Source organism: Micromonospora sp. NPDC023869 (assembly GCF_055559695.1).
In genome coordinates this window covers 41,239-62,965 of record NZ_JBVHKD010000013.1, presented here as the reverse complement: position 1 = coordinate 62,965, position 21,727 = coordinate 41,239, and the positions used below count along the sequence as shown (strand labels likewise).

The following is a 21,727-nucleotide window of genomic DNA, read 5'->3' as shown; positions in this document are numbered from 1 at the left end:
GGCGACGGTCAGACAGCCGACTGAAACCCGGCGACCGCGTCCTGCGGTCGGTCGATCTCGTGCAGGACGCGGCGAAGGCTGCGGTTGATGGCCGTATCCGGCAGATCACGGAGGTCCGCAAGGCTGAGGCCATTGATGTTCACCAGATCCGAGACCGGATCTCCGTCGGCGATCAGGCGCGCACCAGGCACGATCGGGCGGTGCTGGTCGGCGTCGCTCGACCCCATGCCGGCCTCCAGAAGGCAGGAATGACAACGATTTGCCCGTACCGGTGGACCCGCGAGCGCGGTAACGCTACCACTAGTACGGTCGATGGTTATCGCCGTCGTAGCTCCCTTGCGCAACACCGCCGGTACGGTCATCTCGGGTAGCTATCGATATGCTGAGGTAGTTTTCAGCCAGCTCAGCCTACTCCTCGCACTGCCCCACCGGCCCCGTTTTGCCCATTTTGCGTCAGTACCGGATCCGGCACGTCGACAGTCGCCTACCTGGTGGCGGACGTAGGTTCATGAGACCTGCACCCCGCTACCTACGGCTGCTCATCGATGGCATGCGTGCCTCGCCGAAGGTGAGCGATCTAGGCACACCGGCGCCGAGGTCGATGCGCTGCTGCGGCCCCACAAGAAGCCTTCTGGGTCGACGCGTTCGAGGTCGATGATCCGTACCCGAGGAAGCACGGTGAAGCAGCCCTCGTCCAGTCGACCGGTCACTATTCGGCAAGGCCGAGCTTGTGACGGGCGTGGGCGCGAACGTCAGGGTCCGGGTCGTCAGCCAATACGCGAAGGATCCGTAACGGAACGGGCGACCTGACGGAGAGCCACCAGCGCACGTGGACAGAGCGGTCGGTGGCCAGCCTCGCCAGGTCCTCGTCTTCGAGTTCGACGGCCTGTACGAGTGCCATCCGGACGTCTGCGGACCGGTCCCGGGCTAGGCGTCGGCGCTGTTCGCGGCTGGTGTTGGAATTCAGCGCGGCCTGCGCGCGTACTCTCGGGTCCGGGTCGTCGACCAGGTCCGCCAGGACGTGGGCGGCGGTGGTAGCCGACGCCAGTGATCCGCGCACGGCCGGGGCCGGATCCCGCCGGAGCATGTCCACGACGGTCTCGTCCAGTGACTCGCTCCCGGCGAGGCGGTAGCGGACGTCCTCGTGCGCAGATCGGCAGATCGCCTCGTGCACGCTGCTGTCCGCGCGAGGGTTCTCCAATGCCGAGAAGCGAACGTGGAAGTCTGCGTCAGCGACCAGCACGACAAGCACGTCCGGATGGCAGTCGGGGTTCTCTGCCACTGCCATCCGGACTTTGGCGTTCTCATCTGCCGCCAGCCGACGCGCCAGAGACGTCCGGAGACGGGCCCTGGCGGCGACAGCCCGTCTGACCTGAGGGTTCGGATCGCCGACGAACGCCTCGACAAACCCGTCCGGGGTCTGCGGGTCACCCGCCATGGCCACCCGCGCCATGACGCCACGAGGAACCGGGCCGGAAGGAGCGCCGGGCCGGCCACCTCTGGCCTGCCCTCGAGGGACGGTCACCAGTGTCCTCTTCCCTGAGCAGTACCCGACTCGCCACGCCACTCCGCCGACCAGGCATTCGGTTCACCGAACACGGCCACTACGTTGATCTCAACGCTACCGGCAGGTTGAGCCTCCAGACAGGCCTTCCTCCCGCGCACCAGTCCGAGCACTCCAGAAGAGGCCTTGAAATCCACACCGCTAGGTATGCGACCCGGAGAAGGCCTGAGGCATCAGTCGCTTGTCGAGCGATGACGTCGAGGACGGTCTCCACGCGTACACCGTAAATTTGTCCTGCCTGAGGATCAGTCTTCCGGCTGGTAAGGCTCGGGCTGGGGCTTGTCCGTGGAGTCTGCTGCCAGGACTCCTCGGCGGCCCTGCGTGTCTTCCGCAGCAGACGCGGTAACGACCTCGCGGTCCCGGTGGGGAACGTCGGTGCCATACCGGGCGACCATGGTGCGGACGGCTTCGTCCACGACCGCCATCGTGCGGGCAGGGGTCACCGTCCAGTCCGGCAGCAGAAGGCGCGGCCAGAACAGGTAGTTGGAGATCATCCCGAGGAACTGCGTTGTCGCCATCTCCGGGTCGGCGATGTCTGCGGCTCCCGCGTCGCGCTCGGCCAGGAGGTAGATCCGGACGTTCTCGAAGTACGGCAGTTTGCCCTGCGAGAAGTGCGCCTTGGCCAGTTCGGGAAAGCGTGGCAGTTCGGCGATGACGATGCGGAACAGGTCGGTCATCTCCGGCCGGCTCAACAGCATCGCGTAGTGCCGTCCGAGAACCGTCAGGCCGGTCGTCAGGTCCCCGGCGGGCGGCACGTCGGCGACGTCGTTCTTCGCCCACGAGTCGATGACGATGGCATCGAACAGCGCTGCCTTCGTCGGAAACTGCTTGAACAGCGTTGCTTTCGACACGCCAGCGCTGTCGGCGACACGCGCCAGGGATGCCCGGTCGTAGCCCGACTCGAGAAAGAGCTCGGTAGCGGCCTGCACGATGAGCGCGCGCTTCTCCTCCGCCACACGCTGGTGATAGGCCGACGGCGCTGGGGTCATGCCGCCATCATAGCGAGGTGAGTGGGTTGACTCACCACTCGCGGGAGCGTAGCTTCGGCAAGGTGAGTCGATCGACTCACCACCCGGTCTCGGGTTGTCGTCTCGCATACGTACTCGGAGGACCTGATGTCCCGCTTCGCCGATCAGACCGTTCTCGTGACCGGCGGCACCGGTGGGCAGGGGGCCAGCCATGTCCGCGCCCTGCACGCCGAAGGCGCCAACGTCGTCATCGGCGCCATCAATGCCGAGCGCGGAGCTGACCTCGCCGCCGAGTTGGGAGACCGGGCGCGTTTCGTCCACCTCGACGTCTCCCAGGAGGAGTCGTGGACCGCCGCCGTCGCGGAGACCGAGAAGGCCTTCGGCGCGCTCACGATCCTGGTCAACAACGCCGGGGTGCAGAACCCGCCGGCCCTCATCGAGTCCACCGACCGGGCTACCTGGGCTCGCATCCTCGACATCAACCTCACCGGCACGTTCCTCGGCATCAAGGCAGCCGCCCCGGCGCTACGGCGCGCGGGAGGAGGAGCGATCATCAACATCGCCTCCACCACGGGCCTCGGCGGTACCGCCTTCTACGCGCCCTATGTCGCCAGCAAGTGGGCAATTCGCGGGCTCACCCAGACCGCTGCCCTCGAGTTGGGCCGCGACAACATCCGCGTCAACGCAATCCACCCCGGCGTAGTCGCCACCCCGTTCATCACCGAGCCGGCAGCCGGCGCCGATGCCCCGATCGCCGACTTCTACTCCCCCGAGCCCTTCGCCGTCCCGCGACTCGGGCAGCCCGCCGACATCACTGCGCTGCTGTTGTTCCTCACCTCGCCGCACGCGACGTTCATCACCGGCGCCGAGTATGTGATCGACGGGGGACTGCTCCTCGGCCCCGCGCTGCAGAAGGAAGCCGCATGAACCCCGCAGACCCGCATGATGAGCACCGGGCGCGCGACCCGCTGGCACACCTCCCGCACGAGATCAGGCGCGCCATCACGATCATGCATAGCCTCACGACCCTGGCACCATCAGGCCGCCCCATCCAGACGACTGGGCCGCCAGCAGCCTGATGCGGATCACCTTCGGCTGAGCCGCCTCGCATGCGGCGAAGCGGCGCCAGCCGTCGTCGGCCAGAAGCGCGTACCGACCCTCCGTTCGTCATCGCGGCGGAGGCCGACATTTGGTCCTGCGGTCATCACGGGTACTCCTTTCAGGCACAACGCCCGGCAGACCAGGCCGGGAACACCGCTAGATCCATGTCCTTGTGTTTCCTGGCGGAACCGAGGAGCCGGTGTCGTGAATCGCCGGAAGGGGGATCCCGGCCTCGGCGGCTGCGAGTTCGGAGCGGATCACCTCCAGCAGCCGGCCGATCCAGTTCGTCGCTCGTTCGCCACCGGCGGACCAGTAGGCGGAGTCGAAGTCGGGCGTCGCCGCTCGCGAGCAGCGCCTGTGCCATCTGCGGGTGTCGGGTGTACTTGGCGCGCAGCAGGATCGTCATGACGGCCAGACGTGCCGCAGTTCAGTCGGCGCGGCGGGGTGCCTGCTCGGCGAGTTTGCCGGCGTCGTATCCGCGCGGTGCCGTAGCGATCTGATCTTCTCCGGGCGCACGCCCGCGTGCCCGGCCCTGATCCGCGCCGCTCGGGGTCTCGGCCAGGCTGGTACGCCTGCGGCCGCTACAGATCGCGCACGGTGAGCATGGGAACCCGGCTCGATGCTCGTGATGAGGCGGCGTAGCGTCCTCGTCGTGGCAGGTCGTTGGCATCCGGAACACGGGCCCGAAGGCTTCCTGGCTGCAACGGCCGATCAGGCACGTCTTGTGCTCGATGCCGAAGAGGGCTGGCCCACCTACGACGCGGGCCTCGAGTTCCAGGGGCTGTCCGCGAGGGCGATGATCCACACCCCTGCAGGCGAGTATCTGCCCGACATACCGACCGCGCTCAACCTCATCTGGGGAGCGCTGACAGATGAGATGGACGCCCCTGGCAGGGGATCACCGGAGCAGGACGCCGCTGCAGTCCGACACATGAAGCATGCGGCAGTCGAATGGCTAGCCGTCGTCGATTCGCCCGTCGACAGGGCGACCTACCTTGATCGTTGGGTACACGAGGAGTGCGGCTACCGACGGAGCCTCTAAACCCTCGACATCCCACAACCAGCGAGAAAATCACCGGTGAGACGCGGCTGTGAGCCAACCACCTGCAGCGGACCGTGACGCCCCCTCGACGCATCAGCTTGCGCTGTCGCTGTCGCCATAGTTCCTGATGCACGGAGACAGAATTGCGGCTGCTGCGCGGAAAACGCTCAGTTACGGTGCTTCGATGCAGGCGTATGCGGTCCAGCGGGCGACACAGGCAGCCATGTCGATCGCCTCGTCCCTCGGCCTGACCGCCCACGACGCCACCGTCCTGCACAACTCGAACAAACTCACCCTTCGCCTGCAACCCTGCGACGTCCTGGCACAGGTGGCACCGGCGGCGCACCATAGCGCCCAGCTCGAAGTGGACACCGCACAGCGACTGTTCGAGGTCGGGAGCCCGGTGGCCGCACTGAAAGCACCCGAGGTCTTCGTCCGGGACGATCACGTGGTCACTCTGTGGACCTACTACGAATCGGTGACTACTCAAGCGATCCCACCTGCGGACTACGCCAGAGCACTCGAACGTCTACACGCCGGTATGCGGCGGGTCGACCTGCCCACCCCGCACTACACGGACCGGGTTTCCGAGGCCCAAACGCTCGTGGCGGACCACGACCGGACGCCGAAGCTGGCCGACGCGGACCGGGCCTTTCTCGCCAGCACGTTGGACCGCCTGCACCGCACAGTCAGCGATAGCGGCCGACCCGAACAACTCCTGCACGGCGAACCTCACCCGGGCAACCTACTCGCGACCCCGACCGGCCTGCTCTTCATCGACTTCGAGACGTGCTGCCGGGGGCCGGTCGAGTTCGACCTGGCCCACGCACCCGACGAAGTCGGAGACCTCTACCCAGGCGTCGACCACCACCTGCTCCGAGATTGCCGAACCCTCATGCTGGCGATGATCACCGCGTGGCGCTGGGACCGCGACGACCAGTTCCCCGACGGCCACCGGCTCGGCATCCGGTGGCTGAGCGAACTCAAGAAGGCGACGGCTCGGTAGGTGACGAAGCACTGTCATCGGCACGACCGGGACGGCTTCGGTGCTGCGGTCGGTTACTCAGCGCACCGCCGTTCGGTGGGCAAAGCGCGGGTCTCGTCGTTCATGTCGCAAAGAGCGTCTCTCGCTGCGGCGGGTCGAGGACATTCCGTAGCGCGATGATGTTCCGGCGCCATTGCTTTCCTTCCGCGGCATCGTTCCATTCGACGGCACGCCAGGAAGACGCTGCGAGGACGTTATCGAGGGCGTCGACGGCCAGCCCTCTCAGCGAGTTCGGGAACTGCGGCATCAGCGTGGACGGGCCGTAGACGGGGCAGGTAGCTTCGCCTCCCGGGCATCGCGCAGCGATGAGGGCGGCTGCGGCTACGGCCTTCGGGATGCCCATGTCGACGTCGTCGTTTGCCGTGACCACACGGTCGAGCGCCCTGCCGACCATCTCGATGCGTACGTCCTCCGCCGCGGCGTCGAGGTCGCCGGCGAAGTCTGCGGCGTCGTCGTTGTCGAAGGGGCCTACGTCCCAGAAGCCCAAGGCCGTTACCCCCAACTGATGTTTTCGCGATCTTCGGCCAGCTCGATGCGGGTCGTCAACCCGCACGGTCTTCGGTTAATCCGTAGCCGAGGGAACGGCTGGCCACGTGGATCGTCCTTCCTGCGTCCGGCTCACTCGGGCGCGTTGCCGACTAAGTCTTTCGGTCGGCGGCGAGCTTCTCGCCCAGCTACGGCCCCCGAACGAGCCTCCGGAACGTCTCCTGTCGGTAGTCTGGTTCCGCCCGAGGTGCTCAGGCTGTCCGGTACAGATGAATGTCGAGCGGCAGGCCGTTGCGTTCGAGGATCAGCAACAGCATCCACAGGTTCGGCACCCTACGGACCGGGACCGAGACCGGCTTCTGGGCGTCGCGGGTCGCGATCGTGAGCCGAACCCGACGCAGTCGCACCACGGCGATGTCGGAGAAGGCCGCGGGCCCGTCGCCGACCAAGCCACCCCCATCATGAGCGGGATCAGCCGGTCGAGACCGCAGTGGAATGAGCACGCCGTCGATGTCGACAAAGATCATCGGTTGGTTGACGTTGACAGGCATCGCCGAACCGGACCGCCCGCTCGGGGTCCCCACCGCTGTCGTGAACAACCCGCAACCCTGCACGGCGCGCGGGAGGTGGCAGATGACGGTATCCCGGCCCAGGTGCGGCGGACCCGACTGATCCAGAGTCACTGCGCCGATGGATATCGCTGGTTCAGCCACGTAAGGATCGCCTCGTTTGTTTCTTCCGGCTTCTCCTGCTGGATCCAGTGGCCGCAATCCAGACTGACCACGTCCACGTTCGGCACGAATTCCGTCAGTCTTGCCGACCTCGCGATCATGTCGCGGTCGCCGTAGATCATGAGGGCAGGCTGTTGGATGATCGGGTCCGCGTCCGCCAGCAGATGCCAGTTGCGGTCCAGGTTCCGATACCAGTTCAGGCTGCCGGTGAATCCCGTCGATTCGAAGGCCGAGACGAAGACGGCCAGTTCGCCGTCGCTCAGGATGGGCTCACCGGGTGGGGTTTCCATTCTGGCGAGATTGATCCATACGTTGCCCGGCTGCGGCGCCGCGAGAGGCAGGTCCTTGCGGTACATGTTCCGCAGGAACTGGAACGTGTTCTCCTCGAACACGGCGTCCGCGACGCCCGGCTGCCGGTTGAAGTGGACGAAGTAGAAGTCGCTACCGAGCACCTCCTCCATGAACTCGATCCAGGGCTTGTCCCCGCGCTCGAGGTACGGCAGGCTCAGGTTGATCACCCTGTTGACACGCTTCGGATGCAACAGGGTCAGGCCCCAGACGACGGCGGCACCCCAGTCGTGGCCGACGAAGGTGGCGTCGTCGTATCCGTAGTGATCGAGCAGTGCGACGAGGTCACCGGACAGGTGTGCGATGTCGTAGTCGGTGACCTCGGTGGGTCGGGACGAGTTGCCGTAGCCCCGCTGGTTCGGGACGATGACGTGGTAGCCCGCTGCCGCGAGGGCGGGCATCTGATGGCGCCAGGAGAAGGCGTGCTCCGGCCAGCCGTGACAGAGCACGATCGGGTTCCCCGCGTGCTGCCGGCCGGCTTCGAAGACTTCGAGTTCCACACCGTTGACCGAAACGCGGGAGGGCTTGGGAAAGTCGATCGTCATGCCGGCATCATGCCGACCGATACCGGTCACCTCCTGACCGGTTTTCGTGAAAGTGTTGCCGGAGTGCGAGCCGACCGGTTGATGGCCATCCTGCTGCTGCTGCAACAGCGCGAGCAGGTGACAGCAGCGGAGGTCGCCCGGGAGTTGGAGATCTCCGAGCGCACCGCCCGCCGCGACCTCGACGCCCTGGGTATGGCCGGGGTCCCGGTGTACTCCGTGCAGGGCCGAGGCGGCGGCTGGCGCCTCGTCGGCGGTGCCCGCACCGACCTGACCGGGTTGACCGCAGGTGAGAGCCGCGCCCTCTTCCTGGTCGCCGGCCCGGCCTCGTCCGCGACGCCAGCCGTGAAAGCGGCGCTGCGCAAGCTTCTCCGGGCACTGCCGGAACCCTTCCGGGTGCAGGCCGAGGCGGCAGCGTCGTCGCTCGTCACGGACCCGCAGCGATGGGGGTCGAGCCGGGTCGAGCCTCGACCGCCTCGCTTCCTCGGCACCCTCCAGGATGCGGTGATCCGCGGCGTCCAGGTGCGGCTCGGTTACGTGGACCGCGAAGGCACCGAAACCGAGCGCACCGTCCACCCGCTGGGCGTCGTCGTCAAAGGCCCATCCTGGTACCTCGTCGCCGACACCGAGGCCGGTCGGCGTACCTTCCGAATCGACCGCGTGTCGTCCGCCGACCTGACCAGCGACCCCGTGCACCGGCCCGAGGACTTCGACCTCGCCGAGAGCTGGCGCGCGATCGCCGACGAGATCGACCGCAGACGTACGCCCCTCGAAGTCCAGGCAGTGTGCACGCCTCAAGGGATAGGCGTGCTGCGGATGGGGTTCGGCGGTCGACTCCAGGTCGGAGGTCCCAGGACCGACGGACGCATCGAGGTCGTGATCCGCGGCAACGACGAACACACACTCGCCGGCGAGCTAGCCGGGCTGGTCGAATGGATCGAGGTGATTGGCCCTCCGGGTGTGCGAGGCCATCTGGCCTCGATCGGTGACACGCTCGTCGAGCGATACGGCGGAGACCGGCACGACGACAACCGCGGTCATCAGGATCCAGCCCACCGATGAACACCGACTGATCGCACGCCACCACGACGAGCGCCATCTACACGGCCACGATTGGCCGTGAGCAACCCGTACTCGGCCTCAGGATCGAACCGGTCACGGCGCCGCCGCGAGCGTCGGTGCCGTGACCGGTCGGGCTGACGCTGCCGGTGGTGATCAGCTGGAGCTTGAGAGCAGGTGGTCGGCGGCGCGTTGGATGCTCTGGCTGAAATAGGCGACGTCGGTGTAGACGGGGACCGGTTCCTCACCGATGTCCCAGTCGCAGTCCGAGCCGGCGCTCACGATGCCGACCTGTTCCCAGGTGCCGTTGGGGAGCCGGTGCAGGGCCGGCCCACCGGAGTCACCGGGGCAGTGGCTCTTCTGGTTCACCGACTTCGCACAGATCGTCGACCTCGGTACTCGGGGTGTTCCTGCCACCAGGGGTCGTCGAAGCACTGCTCGTCCGGCAGGAACGGCAACTTCACCTTGTTGAGGAAGCGTTCCTGAGGGCCGCCCGACTTCTTCGTGCCCCAGCCGGTCACGGTCAGCGTCTGCAACTGACGGGGCTCGGCGGCCAGCCGCACGACGGGCAGGTCCAGTGGCCGCTCCAACTTGACCACCGCCCAGTCCGGTCCATTCCACCACTCGGCTCCGCCGAGATGGGCGGTGGATCTGGTGATCGTCGGGCGTGGGTGCTTGAGACGCCGGGCCGGACCCCTGGCGCTGTCTGGATGCTCGCCAGGTCGTTACGACGGTTCGACGGGCAGCCAGAGATCAGAGGTCACGGTGTCGACGTCACTCGTGGGCCCCTGCACCGCGACGATCTCGGGACCTGGCCGCATGCGCCACGGGTTGAACGGGAACCACGCTGTTGCGGCCGTGGCCCATGCCTCCTGCAGGGTCTGCGGATGCGGTCCCGTGGTCCGGATGACCAGCCATCTGCCGGCCGGAACGTCGATGATGTCGAGGTCGCCGGGGGCCGGCGTACCCGTCGACACGGCGACCCCGTGGAGGAAGGTCAGCTCGCTGCCCTCGGCGTAGTCGGGGTCAAGGTCGTCGCTGACCGCGAGCAGGCCGCGTGGCTCGGTGTTGCCGAGAGCCTTCAAGCGCAGGTGCTCCTCCATCGGCAGTGCGGTGATGTGCCGCTCGATGTGCGGGTTGATGCCGTGATGGACCAGCCGGACACGGGCCGTGTGCCCCACGAGTCGGAACTCGGGATGGTCGACGATGCGGGTCTCCACGTGTTCGCTCCCTTCGACGGTCGGACGCAGTGCCGGGATCATCGAGCCTCTGTCCGACAACCCTTCTCGCGGCACCCCGGGCAGCACCCGACACAAGTGGTGCGGAATGTGTCGGGTGACCGGGACCGGCACCGCCGCACGATGGGGGTATGGATGACACGACCCTGGTATCCCGCTTTCTTCGCGACGGCTTCGTCAAGCTGGAGGGCGCCGTCGCGCCGCGCGTGGCAGCGGACTGCGCGCGGCTGCTGTGGCGGGAGACGGGCTGCGACCCGGACGATCCAGTGACGTGGACGCAGCCTGTGCACTGGGTGCCCGGCATGGCGCAGGGGCCGTTCGCCGCCGCTCCCAACTCGCCGTTCCTCCATCACGCGTACGACCTGCTCGTCGGCGCGGGCCGTTGGGAGCCGCGCTACTCGCTGGGCACGTTCCCGCTGCGCTTCCCGCACGAAGAGGAGCCGGACGACGCGGGCTGGCACATCGAAGGCAGCTATCTCCCGGAGGGCGAGAGCTGGTACTTCACCAATGTGCGCTCCCACGGCCGGGCACTGCTGATGCTGTTCCTCTTCAGTGAGGTCGGTGAGCAGGACGCCCCGACCCGGATCCGGGTCGGCTCCCACCTGGACGTACCGAAAGTGCTGGAGAAGTACGGGGAGGACGGCGCGAGCGGGCTGGCCCTCGCGCCCGACCTGGTGGCGGCGTCCGAGCACCGGCCGCTCGCCCTCGCCACCGGATCTCCGGGCGACGTCTTCCTGTGCCACCCGTTCCTGGTGCACGCGGCGCAACCACACCACGGAACGCGACCCCGCTTCATGGCCCAACCGCCGCTGATGCCAGCCGCACCGTACGAGCTGGAGCGGGCCGATGGCGCATACTCACCCGTGGAGATCGCGATTCGTCGGGGTCTCGGACAGGATGCCCTCGGTCCGGACGGGGACGGCACCGACCGCGACGCCGTGGCGACTCGTTCCGTCCGGTCCTGAGCGCCTGGCCGAAGGTCTCCTCGGGGCGCCAGCGGCCGGTGACGTGTGGCAGGCAGGGCATGGGCGAGCACGGAGGCGGGGTAGGCAATGGTGCTGCGAGTGAGTGGCCGCAACGCGCGGTTCCAGCAGTGGGAAGCTCTCCTCGGCAACCGGACCAAGCGGCAGCGACGTGGCGAGTTCCTCGTGCAGGGCGTGCGTCCGATCACCATGGCCGTCGAACACGGCTGGCAGATCCGGGAGCTGCTCTATGACACCAGCGCTCAGCTGTCCGGCTGGGCGCGCGAGACCCTGGACGCGGTCCGGGCCGAGAAGTTCGCCGTCTCCCATGACCTCATGCACGACCTGGGAGGCAAGGCGGACACGGTTCCCGAGCTGCTGGCCGTGGTCGCGTTGCCGGAGGACGATCTGCGCCGTATCCCGGTCGGTCCGACCATGCTCACCGTCGTGTTCGATCGGCCCACCAGCCCCGGCAACATCGGGACCCTGGTGCGGTCGGCGGATGCCTTCGGCGCCGGCGGCGTCATCGTCACCGGCCACGCCGCAGACGTGTACGACCCGAAGGCGGTCCGGGCGAGCACCGGCTCGCTGTTCGCCTTGCCCGTGGTCCGGGTGCCCTCCCACCAGGCCGTCCTGTCCTGGGTCGCTGACGTCCGGGCCGAGGGAATCGGCATGAGCATCATCGGAACCGATGAGCGCGGCAATCTGGACGCCGCCGAGTACGACTTCACACAACCCACCCTGGCATTGATCGGCAACGAGACCGCCGGCCTCAGCTCCGGCTGGCGCGAGGCATGCGACCAACTCGTCCGGATCCCCATGGTCGGGTCCGCCAGCTCCCTGAACGCGGCGACCGCCGCGACTGTCGTGCTGTACGAATCGGCACGCCAGCGGGCCGCCGCAGCCCGGCGGTAGGGCACTGTCGCGGGCGGCCGCGCCGTACGCGCAGTTCGGTAACGCGACCGGGTCAGGCGTTGGGTGTCACTCGCGGGTGAGTCCCGGTGGTAGAGCGTCTTCGTCGGGTCGGACCCGACGGGCGTTGGCCAGGGGGTCGCGTTGGAGGGTGTTGATCAGCGGTTCCGGGCCGCCGACGCAGGTCCAGGTGTCGTCCCAGAGTGCGGAGACCAGCCATGATCGATCGGCGGGGAAGAACAGGTCGGGTAGCGATCCGTCACCGTGGCGCATATGACCGGTGCGCCAGGTGAGTGCCTGCTCGGGTCCGGCCTCGACCAGCACGTAGGACCAGTTCCAGTAGAGCGACACCCTGGGGGCACGGGGAAAGACGATGTCGTGGAGCCCGGTGTCGAGGTAGGCCAGCCACCAGGGCTGGTCGGGGGTCTGTGTGATGAGGTCCTCGACCAGGGCGTGTTCATAGGCGGCGACGGTGACGCCGCCGGCCTGGTGGGTCGTGGCGTACGCGTCGAAGACCGGCGGGATGGCGGTGGTGATCGACATGCCGGCAGTGGTCTGACCGACGATCCACTCCACGTCGGCGGCGCCGCCGATCCGCCACTGCCGCCCGTCCTTGTTGACCTGCACACCGCTATTCAAGTCGCTGTGCTGACGGTTGGCGCAGCAAACAGGCTGTCTCCGGCGTGGCCGACCCCTTCCGCAGGATGCGCATACGGCCGAGCGCTGCTGATCGTCTGTCCTGCGTAGGCGTTCTACGACAGACGTGTTCGCCTCGCAGGCCCGCGTGCAGCCGTCCGGGTCGGCGGTTTCGATCAGCGGTGGTCGGGGTGTGCCGCTGATGAAGCGCTGAGCTGCAACTGCTCGCGGAGCCGCCGCGCTTCGCGGCCGCGGTAGGACCGCAGGACCCCTGCGAGGGTGTCGCGGACGTCCGGGTCGGGATGATCGGCAAGGTACGCCAGTTCCTCGGCACCGCCGCGTCGACCTCGACCAAGCTCACCGAGCACCTCGATGATCTCGTCAGCGGTGCTCGCCGCGCGCAGCCGCGTCATCAACTCGCTCTTCGGCCGGACAGGCTCGGCGTCAGAGAACCGCCGGCGCACCGTGGCCACCTTGTACGCCCCACGCGGCAGACAGGCCGGGCACGGGCAGGGCCGCCGACCATGGGCTGCCGGCACGTACCGCCACCCCACCCCCTGCGGCACGTCACGGACCCGACGTACCTCACCGACGCCGATCGCGCGAGGCACGAACACCTCGTAACCACGCGGATCATCGAGCTCACGCACCGCCGCAACAGCCTGCGAAGCGGTGGCCTCACGCGGCGGGGCACCGTAACGCCCGACAGTCACCGGCTGATCGTCAGACAGCCGAAACTGCACCGCGACCAACACGCCCGCATGCCAGCGCCGCAGCTCACGGACCCACTGATAGGTAAGCGTGAACGACGACAGCACCGGCATGCAGTACACGCCACGCCCGCCAGCCCACCCGTGGCTACGCGCCGCGATTCCCGAACGCTGGATGCCGCGCGCCGACCGCGCCCCGGTAACGTGCACGAACTCCGCCATTACCAGGGATGATAGCCCCCCGACGGGCAGCGATGATCAACGGTTCTCGGGCACGCCCACGGGACACGAGATTGGCATCGCCGTCTCACCCAGGCTCATCTGTCCTGCGGCAGCGACCTGGGCGTCAGTAGGTGTCCCGATTGCGGGTCGTACGAGTCAAGCCCGTACAGACTGGCGAGAGACGGAAGCACGGTGGTGCCTTCCCAGCCATAGGGCAGGTTCACCCCGACGAACCGATCGGCGAGGTCGATGCGGCCCCACGGCTGCCGCCAATCCAGATCGTGGTGCCACGGAAAGATCATGTCCGCGAGGTCCGGCCAACGGCGTAGCAACTCGGCGCGAAAAGCTAGGACACGCTCATCAGATACAAGACCGCTGGCCGTCTCGTCCGCGAGCCGGTCAGCCAGCCGGTCAGGGTCTTCTGCTGCTCCGGACGGCCAGAAGTACAGGTCGTAGCTCACCCGCAGCAGCGTAGCGACCTCCAGATCGACGCATCCTCCTCAGCAGAGCTGAGCGTTCGCGCCCCGCGAGGGCGTTCCGGTCGGCAAGCGACAGGCGCCATCTGACACGACGTGACGCGCGGATGACGCTATGCGGGTATCCGATGACACGTGGCTCTCGAGTCGCTCAGGGGAGAAGGTGGCGCCCCTCCCAGGTTCCGTGTTCGGACAGAGGGCGGAACCGCATGAAAGCGGACTCGTGGTGGAAGTCCCGGCGATGCTGTTCAGCCATGGCGACGGCATGGGTATGTGCCTGTGGGACGGCGCTGCGGCCGTGAACCATGTCGGTCATCTCGCGGACGCTGCGCCAGATCGTGAAGGTGGAGAACGTGTGTGGCGGGCGTACCGCTGCGGTGGCGAACGTGGTGCCGGGGTGGGCGGCGACCAGGCGTTCGACCGGCCTCCCCCACTTCAGGAACCGGGGTAGTTCGAGAAACTTGAGCCGGGCGAGGGTGACGGCCACAATCGGCTCCTCCGGGTCCCACCGGCCCGCCTGCACCGGCAGGCCGGCGAGCGCGGCCAACCCGCCGTAACGCCGCAGGTACTGCAAACGCACATGCCACCCGCCGTCGAGCCGCCGGCCTAGCTCGTCGTCCGCGAGGAACCGCTCCAACGCCGACTCGTCGTCCCATTCGGCGAACATCGCAAGGCGTCGCAGCTGCATCCGTTCCACCGACAACGCCGGGGAGCCGAGCCGCATGAGCGCGAGGCATTCGGCGTGCCGCAGCCCAGCCGCCCGAGGTCCGCGACGCAGGGTGCGCAGGGTCAAGGCCGGCGGAAGCAGTGCCAGATGGAACGAGTGCATCATCGGACCATCGTCCCAGTCGTCCGCACGCTGCCCCTCCCGCAGCGTGCGCATTGACGTCGAGGTCCTCGGTATCCGACTCGTCGTCGAGCGCCCTACGAGCGGGACACGGCTCAGTAGCCGAGCAGGGCGATGATCAGGGAGGAGGCTGCGGCCGTGAGGAGCACGCTGCCGGTGCCGACCCCGGTGACCGCGCTGACCGGCAGGGCTCGGTGGCGGGCCACCGGGACGGCGGCGAGCGAGACCAGCGTGATCAGCGCCGCCACCACGTGGATCAGCGGGTAGCCGATCAGGGCGGCAACCGGGAACAGGTGTACGCCGACGACGAACGCGATCCAGGCCGGGATGATGTCGCGGCGGCGTACGGTGGCAAGGATGCCGGCTCCGAGTGCGGCGAGTCCGAATTCGATGCCGACCACGATGCCGAAGGTGCGGCTGGTCTCCGCAGTGAACGCCGTGCCATCCGACCAGTGCCGCCAGGTCACGAGCGCTCCGACCACCAGCACGAGCACCGACGCGATCGAGGCGGCGACGAGCGGCTTGCGCCAGCGCGGCGGAGGTGCTTCCTGTGCCCACCCGAACCAACTGGAGGCGAAGAATCCGAAGACGACAGCGGTGGCTGCCGCATCGCGGACGTACTCGGCGATCATCAATCTCCATCGGTGGGGCCGGCTCTGCCGTAGGAAGCTACCAGGCGGGCAGGCCCTGACCGGGCGGTCCACCCCGGGCAGCCTGGATGCCTCGCCTCGCTCGCGACCAGGAATCGTGAGGACGACACGACCACGGCTTGCGCCGCGGCGTCTCGACCCAAAAGGGCCAAGATCGAGCTGCCGTACGGTGCCGCGTCCTGCCGATCATGAAATGACCGGCTGCCGCCGTTAGGTTGTGACCGTGTTGATGGTCAACCTGGTGGAGAAGTTCGGCGCGGACGACCTCCTGGAGCGGTCGTGGGTCCTGCCGCCGGATGTCGTGGAGCCGCTTCGGGCGCACGTCGACATGACGCGCGATGGTGGGATCATGAACGTGTGGCCGATGACGTCGGACATCGCGGCCATCACGCAACCCTGGGTCGACGAGCCCATCGACATCGGATCAGGTGCCTGGTTCGTCAGTTCCTGTGGGACGGCCGGGTAGGACGGCGGCACTATTTTGCCTGCACCCGGACACCGCAGCGACAGCTCCGCGATCCGGTGTTCACGTACCGGCTCGTAGCTGCCGGGTCCGAAGGTTCCTGATCCGCGAGGCTCTGCCCGTGGAGATCGGCGATCGCATCGGCAGGCGCACCGTGAAGCGGGCGCCTCGGGCCGGATGACCCTCGGCCTCGATGGTGCCGTGGTGGCTCGTGACGACTTCCTGGAGCAGGGCCAGTCCGAGGCCGAATCGGCGGTCTCCGGAGCCTGGGCCGCGGTGGAACCGGTCGAAGATACGTCTGGCGTCCGCCTGGTCGAACCCCTTTCCGGTGTCGGCGATGACGAGTTCGGCGCAGTTGTCGACGGTCCGCAGCGTCACGGTGATCCGGCCTCCTGCGGGGGTGTGGGTCAACGCGTTCGCCAGAAGTTCGCCGACGACGCGGCGCAGGGCCGACTCGACACCGGGCACCGGCAGTGGGTCGGTGGGGGTGTCCAGGGTGAGGGTGACCTGTCGTTCGGCGGCGCGTTCGGTCTCGGCGGCGACCGTCGTGGTGATCAGTACGGTGAGGTCGACCGGCGGGTCTGGTGGCCGGTCGGCGGGGGCGGCGGCAAGGCGGGCCGAGAGCAGCAGGTCGTCGACGACTTCGCCGAGTCGGCGGGTGGTGCCGATCAGCCGTTCCAGGTCGTCGAGGTTCGTGGTGGCGCCGTCGGTGCGGGCTCGTCGGGCGATCAGTTGGGCTCGGGTGTGTACCTGGGCGATCGGGGTGCGCAGTTCGTGGCTGGCGTCGGCGACGAAGCGGCGTTGCCGGGTCAGTGCCTCGGCGAGTGGTGCGACGGCTCGGCGTCCGACGATGACCCCGGTCAGCATGGCGGCGAGTAGTCCGACCGCTGCGGCGAGGCTGAGGGCGAGCAGGAGGTGCCGGCGGTCGGAGAGTTGGAAGCGGGCGTCGAACACCGCCTGGATCACGCGGTCGCCGCGGGCTTCGGTGCGGATGTGGTAGGTGGTGCCGTTGCGCGTGAGCGTGGTGGTCTCGGTGGTCCGGGTGGTCGCCACGGTGTCCAGTGCGTCGGTCAACGGGAAGCCCGGTGGTGGTGGGTTGAGGCCCGTCTGCACGGTCATGCCGTCGTAGTGGAAGATCCAGCTGCAGGCGGGTGGGCCGGCGATCGTGCCGTGTGCGGTGCCCCACGCCAGCTCGCGCTGGATCTGTGCTTCCTGGCTGTGGACCAGCAGTGCGTAGGAGATGCCGCCGGCCAGGAGCAGGAGGGCACCGATGGTCAGGCCGACGAGCAGGCCGATGCGGAGTCGGGTCCGTCGGAGGATCGCGTGGTCGGTTGCGTCCATCAGAGCGTGCCGAGGCGGTAGCCGAGGCCGTGCACGGTGCGTATGACCGCGCGGCCGAGTTTGCGTCGGAGGTAGTAGACGTAGGTGTCCACGATCGATGCCGCGGCGGCTTCTTCGAAGACCTTGCGGCGCAGTGTGGTGCGTGGGTGGACGGTGGTCGGTTGGGCTGCCAGGACCCGCAGTAGCTCGAATTCGCGGGTGGACAGGGCTACCCGGGTGCCGTCGGGCAGGACCGCGTCGCGGGGTGCGAGGTCGAGGAGTCCGGCGCCGATGCGGAGTACGTGGGTCGGTTCGGTCGCGCGTCGGCACAGTGCCCGGACGCGGGCGCTGAGTTCGTCGAGGTCGAAGGGCTTGATCAGGTAGTCGTCGGCGCCTGCGTCGAGTCCGGCGATCCGGTCGCCGACGGTGCCGAGCGCGGTGAGCATCAGGGTCCGGGCGGGGATCGCACGGGCGCGGAGCCGGGTGACGAGGTCGAGGCCGTCGAGTGCGGGCAGCTTACGGTCGATGACCATCACGTCGTAGGGTCGGGTGAGCCCGAGATGGAGTCCGCGGTGGCCGTCGGAGGCCCGGTCGACGAGGTAGCCTTCGTGGCCCAGCGTCTCGGTGAGTAACTCGGTCAGGTCGTCGTCGTCCTCGACCAGAAGTAGCCGGTTCGATCTTTCCCCCCGCATATGTCCACGATCCCATAGATCAGTGCCGATGCAATAACCGATAGTTGTCTCTTCAACTATGTGAAACCGCCATCGCGGACGGGTGTGTGGTGTCGGAGCGTCGGGCTTCCCGGCGTGCGATCCAGCTCAGCATCGGCGTGGTCATCAGGGTGGTGACCAGCGCGACCAGGACCAGCACGGTGAACAGGGCCGGGTTCACGATGCCCGCCTCCAACCCGACGTTGAGCGCGATGAGCTGCATCAGGCCGCGGGCGTTCATCAGCGCGCCGACGCGTAACGCGACCCCCGACGGCTCTCCGCGAAGTCTGGCCGCGGCCCAGCACGCGCCGAACTTGCCGACGATCGCCGCGGTCACACAGGCCAGCGCGAAGAGCAGCACCGGCGGTGAGCCGAGGAGTCCGAATTCCGTGCGCAGTCCCGAGTAGGTGAAGAACAGCGGGAGGAAGAGCGTCGCCGCGACGGGGGTGAGGGTGTTCACCACCGTGTCGGTGTTGTCGGTGCGGGGCATCACCACGCCGACGGCGAACGCGCCGAAGACCGCGTACAGCCCGATCTCGTCGGTGTACCAGGCGACCAGGAACAGCAGGGCGACGGTCCCGAGCAGTCGGGCCCGGTCGTTGAGGCCACGATGGGTCATCAGCGCGGTGGTGAGCGGACGTCCGCCGAGCCAGAGCAGCAGTCCGAACAGGAGCGTGCCTCCGGCGGTGACGATCGCGGGACCGGCGCGGCCGGAGGCGACGGCCAGGACGGCGGCGAGCATGATCCAGGCGGCCATGTCGTCTATCGCGCCGCTGGCCAGGGAGAGTGTGCCGTGCCGGGTGCCGGCGTGGCCGTGCTCGGTGATGATGCGGGCCAGCATCGGGAACGCGGTGATGGCCAGGGCGACGCCGACGAACGCGGCGGAGACCCCGAGTGAGGTGCCGTCGGCTCTGATCGGGACGGCGTCGGCGGTCACCAGGACCAGCAGCACCCCCAGCAGGAGCGGCGCGGCGACCCCGGCCAGGGAGATCACCCCGGCGGTGCCGGCGAGGCCGGTGACGCGGTGGGCGCTGAAGGCGTAGCCGGCCTGGAACATGAACAGCACCAGGCCGACCTGACCGACGATGTAGAGGACCGGCAGCAGGGGAGCCGGGAACAGGGCGTTCTGCACGTCGGGCAGGAGGAGTCCGAGCAGCGACGGACCGAGGAGTACGCCGGCGAGCATCTCGCTGACCACGGCGGGCTGGCCGGCTTTGCCGAGGAGCCAGGCGACTCCTTTGCAGAAGATCAGGATCACCGTGACGGCGATGAAGAACCGTGGTGCCAGCTCTGTGGGGGTCATCGGACCGCCTTCTCGAAGTAGGTGGTGCACAACCGTTTCCGGCGGGCGTCGACGACCATGAAGGTGCCGAAGACCAGTTGTCGGACACTGCGGACCACGTCGGCCCACCGGTCCCGCAGCCGCATGGCGGCCAGCCGCAGCCGCCCCGGGCCGGGGTGTCCGGGCGGGGTCAGGTAGGCCGGGCCTCGGCTGGGCAGCGACCGGGTGTGGGAGGCCGAGGAGGTCAGGGCGTACCGGCGCAGGACCTCGCGGGTCGCCGCGCGCAGCATGGTCGGCGCGGTGCCGCGGGCCGGGCAGGCCCGGTTGGCGGGGACGCCGAACGGGATGAAGTGTGCGTCGCCGCGGGCGAGCGTGTGCCACCGGTCCGGGGCGAACCGGCCGTCCGCGGCGGCTCCCCCTCGGTGGAAGGCCGGATAGTTGAACAGCAGCACCGACCCGGTGGGCAGGGACAGCCCCGTGGGCAGGGTGATCGGCGCCGAGGTGATCCGGTGGGCGACGCCGAAGAGCGGGTACACCCGCAGTGTCTCGTCGATGACCCGGTCCAGCGCGTCGTCGTCGGCATCGTGTTGGAGTTCGGGATGGGTGGCCAGCGCCAGCAGCACGTGCGCCATCGCCTCGGACATCTGCACGATCGCCGTGTTGAAGAAGGCGCCCTGCAGGTACCAGGCGGTGTCCTGGGCGGAGAACGGAAGCGGCAGCGTCACCGGACACGTGCCTGCCTCGATCCGGTCGCGCAGGTATCGGGTCAACCGGTCGCGTCGGTGCATGTGGCGCGGCCCGAGGCACTTGAGCGCGGTGACCACGTCGTCGGCGTTGGCGACGATCAGCGCCCGGGCGGCGGGTGTGGCCACCTCGTCGAAGACCAGCTCGTGGTAGACCTCGGCCCACACCGGCATCATCAGGTCGCGCAGCCGGACGTGGCTGGTCCGGTCGGTGGGCAGTTCGTCGAGCGCCCGGCGGGTGGCGGCGGTGGCGAGGACGTCGGCGCGGTCTCGGCGGATGGCGAGGACCCGTCTGGTGGTGGCGGCGACCGTCCGGTAGCGCTCGCCCGGCTCCAGGTGTTCCTGGTGCATGTGCGGCCCAGGTGCCAGCCAGTACCAGAACAGGTCGGACAGTCCGGCGCCCCGGCTGCGGCCGTCGGCGGCCGGGTCCGCGTACACCCGCTCGAAATGCTCCATGCCGACGGTGGGACCCGGGATCGGAATGCCCTCGCTGCCGTTGACTCTGGCGAAGACCCATTCCCGGAGCCGGACGACGGCCGGTGGCAGCCAGTATGGGACTGTCCAGGCCGCGCCGCCCACCGCCAGGACGGTCAGGACAGTCGGGGTGCTCATCCGGGGGCCGCCGTGGTGACGAGGTCGGCGGTGACGTCGCCGGGTCGCGCGGCGCCGGCCAGCGCCAACGCCCGGTCGAGGTCGGCGTGCAGCAGGTCAAGGACGTGCCGTACGCCGGCGCTGCCACCCACCGCGAGTCCCCAGAGGGCCGGGCGTCCGATCAGCACCGCGGTCGCGCCGAGTGCGAGCGCCACCAGGATGTCGGTTCCTCGGCGGATACCGCCGTCGAGCAGCACCGGTAGTCGGCCTTCGACGGCGGCCACGATCCCGGGCAACGCGTCGAGGGTGGCGACCGCTGCGTCGAGTTGTCGGCCGCCGTGATTGGAGACCAGCACACCGTCGACGCCGTGTGCGACGGCCAGCCGGGCGTCGGCCGGGTGCAGGACGCCCTTGAGCAGGATCGGCAGCGTCGTCAGCTCCCGCAGCCAGCCGATGCGCTCCCAGTCCAGTGCGGCGTTCATCTCGATGTCGCGGACCCGGCCGCTCGGGTCGCGCATGTTCTCGCAGACCAGGCCGGTCGGCAGGTCGACGAAGCGGTGCCGCAGGTCGCGTTCGCGCCGGCCGAACACGGGCGAGTCGACCGTGACGACCAGGGCGCGGCAGCCGGCGGCCTCGGCCCGCCGGACCAGGGCTGCGGTGAAGCCGAGATCCGACTGTGGATAGAGCTGGAACCACAGCGGTCCGCCAGTGGCGGCGATCTCCTCGACCGGCCGGGTGGCGGCCATGCTGACCACCATGATCGTGCCGGCATCGGCGGCGGCGCGCGCGGTGGCCACCTCTCCCTCGGGGTGGGCCAGCCGGTGGAAGGCGGTCGGCGCGATCAGCACCGGCATCGAGAGTCGACTACCGAGAAGCGAGATCCGCAGGTCGCGGTCGCGGGTCCCGCGCAGGATCCGGGGCAGGATCCAGCGTCGGGTGAAGGCGTCCTCGTTGGCGCGCAGCGTCCGTTCGTCGCCGGCCCCGCCGGCGAAGAAGTCCCAGTGCACCGGGTCCAGGCGACGCCGCGCGCCGTCGGCCACGTCGCCCAGGTTGAGCTGCGTCCCGTCCAGGGTGAGCAT

Annotated in this window: 26 protein-coding genes and 1 pseudogene; 7 read left to right on the top strand and 20 right to left on the bottom strand. The window is 68.6% G+C overall.

The window, feature by feature from the left end:
* Positions 1-8: 8 nt before the first annotated feature.
* The 3 genes from fxsA to ACZ31C_RS27550 all read right to left on the bottom strand — a co-directional run bounded on the left by fxsA (position 9) and on the right by ACZ31C_RS27550 (position 2,553).
* Positions 9-362, bottom strand: coding sequence for an FxSxx-COOH cyclophane-containing RiPP peptide (gene fxsA / locus ACZ31C_RS27560; protein ID WP_465797745.1), 354 nt, complete (start codon positions 360-362; stop codon positions 9-11).
* Positions 363-709: 347 nt separating this feature from the next.
* Positions 710-1,453, bottom strand: a complete 744-nt coding sequence (locus ACZ31C_RS27555) for a hypothetical protein (RefSeq protein WP_465797744.1) — start codon at positions 1,451-1,453, stop codon at positions 710-712.
* A gap of 356 nt (positions 1,454-1,809) precedes the next feature.
* Complete coding sequence (locus ACZ31C_RS27550) at positions 1,810-2,553, bottom strand: TetR/AcrR family transcriptional regulator (RefSeq protein ID WP_465797743.1); 744 nt, start codon at positions 2,551-2,553, stop codon at positions 1,810-1,812.
* Between the two features lie 126 nt (positions 2,554-2,679).
* Here ACZ31C_RS27550 and ACZ31C_RS27545 point away from each other — a divergent pair, with 126 nt between their 5' ends.
* On the top strand, positions 2,680-3,459 hold the full coding sequence (locus ACZ31C_RS27545; RefSeq protein WP_465797742.1) for an SDR family NAD(P)-dependent oxidoreductase: 780 nt from the start codon (positions 2,680-2,682) through the stop codon (positions 3,457-3,459).
* Between the two features lie 330 nt (positions 3,460-3,789).
* On the opposite strand, the pseudogene ACZ31C_RS27540 reads toward ACZ31C_RS27545, so the two are convergent.
* A pseudogene (locus ACZ31C_RS27540) lies at positions 3,790-4,135 on the bottom strand (NADAR family protein); the annotation flags it as partial.
* Positions 4,136-4,285: 150 nt separating this feature from the next.
* On the opposite strand from ACZ31C_RS27540, the gene ACZ31C_RS27535 reads away from it, so the two are divergent.
* Positions 4,286-4,675, top strand: coding sequence for a hypothetical protein (locus tag ACZ31C_RS27535; protein WP_465797830.1), 390 nt, complete (start codon positions 4,286-4,288; stop codon positions 4,673-4,675).
* Between the two features lie 184 nt (positions 4,676-4,859).
* The gene (locus ACZ31C_RS27530) at positions 4,860-5,681 is read left to right on the top strand and encodes a phosphotransferase family protein (RefSeq protein ID WP_465797741.1); all 822 of its coding nucleotides are present in this window, start codon (positions 4,860-4,862) and stop codon (positions 5,679-5,681) included.
* A 100-nt stretch (positions 5,682-5,781) separates the two neighbouring features.
* Here ACZ31C_RS27530 and ACZ31C_RS27525 read toward each other — a convergent pair whose 3' ends face one another.
* From ACZ31C_RS27525 to ACZ31C_RS27515, 3 genes are all read right to left on the bottom strand, one after another.
* Positions 5,782-6,207: a DUF4259 domain-containing protein gene (locus ACZ31C_RS27525; protein ID WP_465797740.1), complete on the bottom strand. Its 426-nt coding sequence runs from the start codon at positions 6,205-6,207 to the stop codon at positions 5,782-5,784.
* A gap of 250 nt (positions 6,208-6,457) precedes the next feature.
* Positions 6,458-6,757, bottom strand: coding sequence for an HAD domain-containing protein (locus ACZ31C_RS27520; protein WP_465797739.1), 300 nt, complete (start codon positions 6,755-6,757; stop codon positions 6,458-6,460).
* Between the two features lie 128 nt (positions 6,758-6,885).
* The gene (locus ACZ31C_RS27515; RefSeq protein WP_465797738.1) at positions 6,886-7,935 is read right to left on the bottom strand and encodes an alpha/beta fold hydrolase; all 1,050 of its coding nucleotides are present in this window, start codon (positions 7,933-7,935) and stop codon (positions 6,886-6,888) included.
* Between ACZ31C_RS27515 and ACZ31C_RS27510 the strand changes: the two genes are divergently transcribed.
* Positions 7,912-8,889 carry a helix-turn-helix transcriptional regulator gene (locus ACZ31C_RS27510; protein WP_465797737.1) on the top strand — a complete coding sequence of 326 codons (978 nt, stop codon included), beginning with the start codon at positions 7,912-7,914 and terminating at the stop codon, positions 8,887-8,889. The two genes, ACZ31C_RS27515 and ACZ31C_RS27510, sit on opposite strands and share 24 nt — an antisense overlap.
* A 153-nt stretch (positions 8,890-9,042) precedes the next feature.
* On the opposite strand, the gene ACZ31C_RS27505 is transcribed toward ACZ31C_RS27510, so the two are convergent.
* From ACZ31C_RS27505 to ACZ31C_RS27495, 3 genes are all read right to left on the bottom strand, one after another.
* Entirely contained in the window at positions 9,043-9,255 is a 213-nt protein-coding gene (locus ACZ31C_RS27505) for a trypsin-like serine protease (protein WP_465797736.1), read from the bottom strand.
* Positions 9,252-9,545 carry a trypsin-like serine protease gene (locus ACZ31C_RS27500; protein WP_465797826.1) on the bottom strand — a complete coding sequence of 98 codons (294 nt, stop codon included), beginning with the start codon at positions 9,543-9,545 and terminating at the stop codon, positions 9,252-9,254. Before ACZ31C_RS27500 ends, ACZ31C_RS27505 begins: the two co-directional genes overlap by 4 nt.
* 66 nt (positions 9,546-9,611) lie before the next feature.
* Complete coding sequence (locus ACZ31C_RS27495; RefSeq protein ID WP_465797735.1) at positions 9,612-10,106, bottom strand: GyrI-like domain-containing protein; 495 nt, start codon at positions 10,104-10,106, stop codon at positions 9,612-9,614.
* 149 nt (positions 10,107-10,255) lie between these two features.
* Between ACZ31C_RS27495 and ACZ31C_RS27490 the strand changes: the two genes are divergently transcribed.
* Positions 10,256-11,089: a phytanoyl-CoA dioxygenase family protein gene (locus ACZ31C_RS27490; protein WP_465797734.1), complete on the top strand. Its 834-nt coding sequence runs from the start codon at positions 10,256-10,258 to the stop codon at positions 11,087-11,089.
* 87 nt (positions 11,090-11,176) lie between these two features.
* Entirely contained in the window at positions 11,177-12,001 is an 825-nt protein-coding gene (locus ACZ31C_RS27485) for a TrmH family RNA methyltransferase (protein ID WP_465797733.1), read from the top strand.
* 66 nt (positions 12,002-12,067) lie between these two features.
* Here the strand turns inward: ACZ31C_RS27485 and ACZ31C_RS27480 are convergent, their stop codons facing one another.
* The 5 genes from ACZ31C_RS27480 to ACZ31C_RS27460 all read right to left on the bottom strand — a co-directional run bounded on the left by ACZ31C_RS27480 (position 12,068) and on the right by ACZ31C_RS27460 (position 15,521).
* Positions 12,068-12,625 carry a hypothetical protein gene (locus tag ACZ31C_RS27480; protein ID WP_465797732.1) on the bottom strand — a complete coding sequence of 186 codons (558 nt, stop codon included), beginning with the start codon at positions 12,623-12,625 and terminating at the stop codon, positions 12,068-12,070.
* A 185-nt stretch (positions 12,626-12,810) separates the two neighbouring features.
* Positions 12,811-13,566, bottom strand: coding sequence for a HEAT repeat domain-containing protein (locus tag ACZ31C_RS27475; RefSeq protein ID WP_465797731.1), 756 nt, complete (start codon positions 13,564-13,566; stop codon positions 12,811-12,813).
* Positions 13,567-13,661: 95 nt separating this feature from the next.
* Positions 13,662-14,027, bottom strand: coding sequence for a hypothetical protein (locus ACZ31C_RS27470; protein ID WP_465797730.1), 366 nt, complete (start codon positions 14,025-14,027; stop codon positions 13,662-13,664).
* Positions 14,028-14,193: 166 nt separating this feature from the next.
* Positions 14,194-14,925 (bottom strand): hypothetical protein, encoded by a 732-nt coding sequence (locus ACZ31C_RS27465; RefSeq protein WP_465797729.1) that lies wholly within the window; start codon positions 14,923-14,925, stop codon positions 14,194-14,196.
* 59 nt (positions 14,926-14,984) lie between these two features.
* Positions 14,985-15,521, bottom strand: a complete 537-nt coding sequence (locus tag ACZ31C_RS27460) for a hypothetical protein (protein WP_465797728.1) — start codon at positions 15,519-15,521, stop codon at positions 14,985-14,987.
* 247 nt (positions 15,522-15,768) lie between these two features.
* On the opposite strand from ACZ31C_RS27460, the gene ACZ31C_RS27455 reads away from it, so the two are divergent.
* Positions 15,769-16,005 (top strand): hypothetical protein, encoded by a 237-nt coding sequence (locus tag ACZ31C_RS27455; RefSeq protein WP_465797727.1) that lies wholly within the window; start codon positions 15,769-15,771, stop codon positions 16,003-16,005.
* Between the two features lie 60 nt (positions 16,006-16,065).
* Here ACZ31C_RS27455 and ACZ31C_RS27450 read toward each other — a convergent pair whose 3' ends face one another.
* Genes ACZ31C_RS27450 through ACZ31C_RS27430 form a run of 5 tightly spaced genes read right to left on the bottom strand, consistent with a single transcriptional unit; the run spans position 16,066 to position 21,727 of the window.
* Positions 16,066-17,343 (bottom strand): sensor histidine kinase, encoded by a 1,278-nt coding sequence (locus ACZ31C_RS27450; protein WP_465797726.1) that lies wholly within the window; start codon positions 17,341-17,343, stop codon positions 16,066-16,068.
* On the bottom strand, positions 17,343-18,014 hold the full coding sequence (locus tag ACZ31C_RS27445) for a response regulator transcription factor (protein WP_396748803.1): 672 nt from the start codon (positions 18,012-18,014) through the stop codon (positions 17,343-17,345). Before ACZ31C_RS27445 ends, ACZ31C_RS27450 begins: the two co-directional genes overlap by 1 nt.
* 52 nt (positions 18,015-18,066) lie before the next feature.
* Positions 18,067-19,335, bottom strand: coding sequence for a cation:proton antiporter (locus ACZ31C_RS27440; RefSeq protein ID WP_396748802.1), 1,269 nt, complete (start codon positions 19,333-19,335; stop codon positions 18,067-18,069).
* Entirely contained in the window at positions 19,332-20,669 is a 1,338-nt protein-coding gene (locus ACZ31C_RS27435; protein ID WP_465797725.1) for a cytochrome P450, read from the bottom strand. Before ACZ31C_RS27435 ends, ACZ31C_RS27440 begins: the two co-directional genes overlap by 4 nt.
* Positions 20,666-21,727 (bottom strand): alpha-hydroxy acid oxidase, encoded by a 1,062-nt coding sequence (locus tag ACZ31C_RS27430; RefSeq protein WP_465797724.1) that lies wholly within the window; start codon positions 21,725-21,727, stop codon positions 20,666-20,668. The genes ACZ31C_RS27435 and ACZ31C_RS27430 overlap by 4 nt, the downstream gene beginning before the upstream one ends.